3 protein-coding genes and 2 pseudogenes are annotated in these 5,890 nt (G+C 65.9%); all 5 read left to right on the top strand.

All coding sequences use genetic code 11. The features are described 5' to 3' along the window. Window positions 1-412: pseudogene (locus NUU27_RS24740) on the top strand (DNA-binding protein); the annotation flags it as partial. 96 nt (window positions 413-508) lie between these two features. Beyond that, a complete protein-coding gene (locus NUU27_RS24735; protein ID WP_257764959.1) occupies window positions 509-925 on the top strand; it encodes a hypothetical protein in 417 nt (138 codons plus the stop codon). After that, a complete protein-coding gene (locus NUU27_RS24730; RefSeq protein WP_257764958.1) occupies window positions 922-1,188 on the top strand; it encodes a DUF6117 family protein in 267 nt (88 codons plus the stop codon). Before NUU27_RS24735 ends, NUU27_RS24730 begins: the two co-directional genes overlap by 4 nt. A 204-nt stretch (window positions 1,189-1,392) precedes the next feature. After that, window positions 1,393-5,700 carry a strawberry notch family protein gene (locus tag NUU27_RS24725; RefSeq protein ID WP_257764957.1) on the top strand — a complete coding sequence of 1,436 codons (4,308 nt, stop codon included), beginning with the start codon at window positions 1,393-1,395 and terminating at the stop codon, window positions 5,698-5,700. Next, window positions 5,700-5,890 (top strand): annotated as a pseudogene (locus NUU27_RS24720) (DNA primase); the annotation flags it as partial. The gene NUU27_RS24725 and the pseudogene NUU27_RS24720, both read left to right, overlap by 1 nt.

Genomic DNA, 5,890 nt, shown 5'->3' with positions numbered 1-5,890 from the left:
TGTCAGCCAGCACGGGCTGGATGTGCGTCTGGCGCAGGCCGACCGCCTCCAGCGCGCCACGGGCCTCGACATGGTGGCGGCAGGCTGGAAACCCACCGTCGGCAATTATCTCGGCCGTGTCACTAAGGCGCGCATTCTCGAGGCCGTCCGCGAAGGTGCGGGCGAGCGGGCCGCTCAGCTCATCGACCATATGAAGAAGGGCGACATGGCGACCGAAGCCGAGCGTCTGCTGGCGGAAACCGACTGGCTGCCGGAACCGCTGCGCCTGGTTGACCCGGATGCAGCGCCCGACACTGAGACCGCTGGTGATGTCAAGGCGGACGACCTGCCCGAGTTCCTCACCAACGATGGCGATGCCGAAGAGCCCGTGGACGAGGAGGACGAGGCCCAGCAGATGGTCGCCGCTGAATAACCTTCATGCGGGGCGGCTCCAGCCGTCCCGCATCTTCCGTTCCGACCTTCATCAGCCCGGCCATCGCGCCGGGCTTTCTTGTTTCAGGAGCCTGACATGGCTGACTACTATACTCATTTCTCCTGCCTGCTCGATGTGGGCACCCCCGAAAACGCCGCCTGCGCACTCGACCTCTACAATGCGCTGTCGGATGAAAACGACGCCGAAGACCCGCCCTCGGACGGGTTTCTTCTCTCGATCCAGCCCGAGCATGGCGGAACACATCTGTGGATGCGCGATGACGGCACCGGCGATCCAGAGCATGTCATCCAGTTCGTCAAACGCTGCGCCGCCGAGTTCGACCTCACGGGCAGATGGGGCTTTCAATATGCCAACACCTGTTCGCGCCCGAGAGTCGATGGCTTCGGCGGCGGGGCGCATGTGCTCGACCTTGCCACCGGCGAAACGGTGGACTGGACCTACACCGATGGCTGGCTCGCCGAGACCCTCTCCGACGAGGGAGACCGAGTATGAGTATCCCCGCCCACGCCCGAAGCAATTTCCAGACACTGTTGCGCGCCGCGGCGGATGGCAATCTCGCGCTCATGGAGTGCCTCGACGCCCAATCGGGCAGCCCGCGCTATGTCATCTGCGCCGTGGGCCGGGATGGCGCCGACTACATCTTTACGCCCTTCGGCCATCTCGCTGACGGCGATCCCTACGATGCCTACCTGCCACCGGATCCTGACGACCCGGCGGGCTTCGTGCCTCCCGAGGCGCCGGGAAACAAGCCATGACCGAGGTCAAAGCGACGACGCGCGAGATCGCCGCCGGTCTCTGATCTTTAACCATCACAGCGCCCCGCCTCTCGGCCCGGCGCTGTTTTTCATGTCGCGGGTGGCGCCGAGAGGAAGAGGTCCGCCGGGACGGGTTGTGTCCGGGCGGTTGAGAGAGAGCGCCGTCCGGACTTTCCCGTTCCTGCTCTCCCGAGGTTCCCTGACATGAACATGGTGTTCCCCGCGGCTGATCCGGCCGCGCCGCTTGGCCCTGCGCCGGCCATCCTTGCCGCCGCCAATCTCCTGCTTCCCCATCTCGAACGCGGCCAGCGCATCGACGCTGCCACCCTGCGCACCGCGATGGAAACGGCTTTCTGCGCGTCCGATGCGTCCGGCGCCTGGAACTGGAAGACGGCCTATGACGTCTGCGAGGCGGCTACCGTTCTGTTCCTGCGCAAATACGGAAAGGCGCTTTTCCGCAAAGCCGCGTCTCCTTCTGCACGGCTTTCCGCCATCACCAGGATCGTCTGCCTTCTGCCGACCCATACGCGTCGCTCCGAGGAGAGCCAGGCGTTTCAGCAGTTTTCCACGCCATCGCCGCTCGGCCTCGCTGCCGTCACCGCCGCCGGCATCACGCCAAGCGACATCGTGCTGGAGCCGTCGGCCGGCACGGGCCTGCTCGCAATCCTCGCCGAAGTCTCCAGTGGGGCGCTTCTGCTCAACGAGCTGGCCGAGACCCGCGTCGCTCTCCTTTCCGCCCTCTTTCCGGCGATTGACGTCACCCGCTTCGATGCAGCGCAGATCGACGATCATCTGGACCGCGCGGCGATCCCGAGCGTGGTGCTGATGAATCCGCCATTCTCGGCGGTGGCGAACGTGTCGGGTCGGATGGCCGACGCCTGTTATCGCCATGTCGCCTCGGCGCTGGCACGTCTCACGCCCGGCGGACGGCTTGTCACCATCACCGGGGCCAATTTCGCACCAGACGCGCCGGACTGGCGGGAGGCGTTCGTCCGCTTGCAGGCGCGCAGTCGCATCGTCTTCACCGCCGTCATCGACGGCTCGGTCTATACGCGGCACGGCACGACCTTCCCGACGCGGCTCACCGTCATCGACAAGACGCCCGCTGCCGATCCGGCCGTGTTTCCGGCATCGCCCGGCACCGCGCCCGATGTCGCTACGCTGCTTGGCTGGATCGCGGCGCAGGTGCCGCTGCGGCAGCCGGTATCATTGCCGAAACCTGATGCAGCGGCTCCGCGTGCTGCGCCGAAAACCGTTCGCGGTTACCTTGCGCGCCCGGCCGCTGCGCGTCCCGCCACATCCGTCGCCGCCGATCCCGAGGGTGTGAAACTCGCCTACGAGACCGTGGACTGGACCCCGCCGGACGGTACGCGGCTGACCGACGCCATCTATGAGGCATACGGATTGCAGTCGATCCGCATTCCCGGCGCGCAGGCACATCCAACCAGACTGGTGCAGTCGGCCGCGATGGCGAGTGTCGCGCCGCCCAAGCCGAGCTATCGTCCGTTGCTGCCGTCCAACATCCATTCAACGCTGTCCGACGCCCAGCTCGAGACAGTGATCTATGCCGGCGAAGCGCATTCCGATTATCTCGCCGGATCATGGACCGTGGATGAGACCTTCGATGTCGTCCAGGCCGCTCCCGCCGACGCCACCGATGCCGTCCGCTTTCGGCGCGGCTTCATGCTCGGTGACGGCACCGGCGCGGGCAAGGGGCGCCAGTCGGCCGGGATCATCCTCGACAACTGGCTGCGCGGCCGCCGCAAGGCGGTCTGGATCAGCAAGTCGGACAAGCTGATCGAGGACGCGCAGCGCGACTGGTCGGCGCTCGGCATGGAACGCCTGCTGGTGACCCCGCTGTCGCGTTTCCCGCAGGGCAAGCCCATCACGCTGACCGAAGGCATCCTGTTTACAACCTATGCCACGCTGCGCTCCGACAACCGCGGCGAAAAGGTTTCGCGGGTCCGACAGATCGTCGAATGGTTGGGCTCCGACTTCGACGGAGTAATCATTTTCGACGAGAGCCATGCCATGCAGAACGCCGGCGGCGGCAAGAGCGAACGCGGCGACGTCGCCCCCTCCCAGCAGGGGCGGGCGGGATTGCGGCTCCAGCACGCGCTGCCGGATGCCCGCGTTGTCTATGTCTCGGCGACCGGCGCCACCACTGTCCACAATCTCGCCTATGCGCAGCGGCTCGGCCTCTGGGGTGGCGAGGATTTCCCCTTCGCCACACGCGCCGAATTCATCGAGGCCATCGAAGACGGTGGGGTCGCGGCGATGGAGGTGCTGGCGCGCGATCTGCGTTCGCTCGGCCTCTATACCGCGCGGTCACTCTCCTATGACGGCGTCGAATATGAGCTGGTCGAGCATCGGCTCACCGAAGAGCAGCGCCGGATCTATGACGCCTATGCCGGGGCCTTCCAGATCATCCACAACAACCTCGACGCGGCGATGGAGGCCGCCAACATCACCGGCAGCGAGGGAACACTCAACCGGCAGGCCAAGTCTGCCGCGCGCTCGGCCTTCGAGAGCACCAAGCAGCGCTTCTTCGGCCATCTGCTGACCTCCATGAAAACGCCGACCCTGATCCGCTCGGTCGAGGCCGATCTCGAGGCGGGCCACGCCGCCGTCATCCAGATCGTCTCGACCGGAGAGGCGTTGATGGAACGCCGCCTCGCCGAAATTCCCACCGAGGAGTGGAACGACATCTGCGTGGACGTGACGCCACGCGAATATGTCGGCTCCTATCTGCAGCATTCCTTCCCGACCCAGCTCTACGAGCCTTTCACCGACAGCGAAGGCAACCTGTCTTCGCGGCCGGTCTATCGGGATGGCCAGCCGGTCGAAAGCCGCGAGGCCGTCGTCCGGCGCGACGAGTTGATCGAGCATCTAGGCTCCCTGCCGCCGGTTCCGGGCGCGCTCGACCAGATCGTCCAACGCTTCGGCACCGATCTGGTGGCCGAGGTGACGGGCCGCTCGCGCCGCATCGTACGCAAAGGCGATCGCCTCACTGTCGAGAACCGCGCGCCGTCCGCAAATCTCGCGGAAACCGCCGCCTTCATGGATGATCAGAAACGCGTCCTCGTGTTCTCGGACGCGGGCGGCACCGGCCGCAGCTACCATGCCGACCTTTCCGCCAGGAATCAGCGGCTGCGCGTCCACTATTTGCTCGAACCTGGCTGGAAGGCCGATACCGCCATCCAGGGCCTCGGTCGCACCAATCGGACCAATCAGGCGCAGCCGCCATTGTTCCGGCCGATCGCCACGGATGTGAAGGCCGAAAAGCGGTTCCTGTCGACCATCGCCCGGCGGCTCGATACGCTCGGCGCCATCACGCGCGGGCAACGCCAGACCGGCGGCCAGGGGCTGTTCCGCCCCGAGGACAATCTGGAAAGCCCTTACGCGCGCGATGCGCTACGCCAGCTTTATCTGTTGATCGTGCGCGGCAAGATCGAGGGATGCTCTCTCGAACGCTTCGAGAGCGCCACAGGCCTCAAGCTGATGGATGCCAACGGCATCAAGGACGATCTGCCGCCGATCACCACCTTCCTCAATCGCCTGCTGGCGCTGACCATCGATCTTCAGGGCATCCTGTTCACCGCCTTCGAGCAGCTTCTCGACGCCAGGGTCCAGGGCGCAATCGCCAGCGGCGTCTATGATGCTGGCCTCGAAACGCTGATAGCGGAGAGCTTCGTCGTTACCGACCGGCAGGTGATCTACACCCATCCGGCGACGGGCGCGGAAACCCGGCTGCTCACCATCTCCCAGAAACAGCGCAACCGGCCCCTGCCGCTGGCCGACGCGCTGGCGCATGCCGATTCCGATACCGGCAAGCTGCTGGTGAACGGCAAATCCGGCCGGGCCGCAGTGCAACTGCCAGCACCGTCGCTGATGCTCGACGATGGCGAGATCGAGCGCCGCGTCCGCCTCGTCCGGCCGATGGAGCATCATCACGCTCCCCTCAAGACGATGGCCGACAGCCATTGGCGGGAAGCCGACCGCAAGACCTTCGCGACGGCCTGGAACCGTGAACTCGACGATGTGCCGGAATACGAAAACAGCACGCTACACATCGTCGCCGGCCTGCTCCTGCCGGTGTGGAAGCGCCTGCCCAATGAATCCACGCGCGTCTATCGGCTCCAGACCGATGACGGCGAGCGCATCATTGGCCGCCGCGTGTCACCGGCCTGGGCGGCAAACGCCGCATCGACCGGCACGGCCAGCCTTGCTCCTGACGACGCCTATGCCGCACTGATCGACGGGCGGACCATTCTCGACCTGGCCGAGGGCCTCCAGCTTCGCCGCGTCCGCGTCATGGGCACGAACCGCATCGAGTTGACCGGCATCACCGACGCCATGCGGGATCTCCTGCGCGCCTATGGGCTGTTCACCGAGATCATCTCGTGGAAGCTCCGCTTCTTCGTTCCGGTGAATGCGAGTGGCCCGGCGGTTCTCGGCAGATTGCTCGAAACCTATCCGCTTGCGCGGATTTCCGAGCGGGAGGCAGCGTAATGGCCCGTCCCGACGCCTCCGATCTCGCGCACCGTCTCGGCCGGGAGGCCGAGGCCGTGTGCCGCCATTATCTGGCCAACGGCCGCCGCCAGGGCAACTATTGGCAGGTCGGCGATGTCCGCAATACGCCGGGCCGCTCGATGTTCGTGCGGCTCAAGGACTCGCCCAAGGGGCTGGCTGGCAAGTGGAC

This window comes from Nitratireductor sp. ZSWI3 (assembly GCF_024655565.1).
GTDB lineage: Bacteria > Pseudomonadota > Alphaproteobacteria > Rhizobiales > Rhizobiaceae > Nitratireductor.
This window is presented reverse-complemented; position numbering and strand designations above follow the sequence as displayed.

Excerpts from the sequence above, each read along its gene's own strand:
- NUU27_RS24725 (WP_257764957.1), top strand. The coding sequence starts at position 1,393 with ATGAACATGGTGTTCCCCGCGGCTGATCCGGCCGCGCCGCTTGGCCCT.
- NUU27_RS24730 (WP_257764958.1), top strand. The coding sequence starts at position 922 with ATGAGTATCCCCGCCCACGCCCGAAGCAATTTCCAGACACTGTTGCGC.
- NUU27_RS24735 (WP_257764959.1), top strand. The coding sequence starts at position 509 with ATGGCTGACTACTATACTCATTTCTCCTGCCTGCTCGATGTGGGCACC.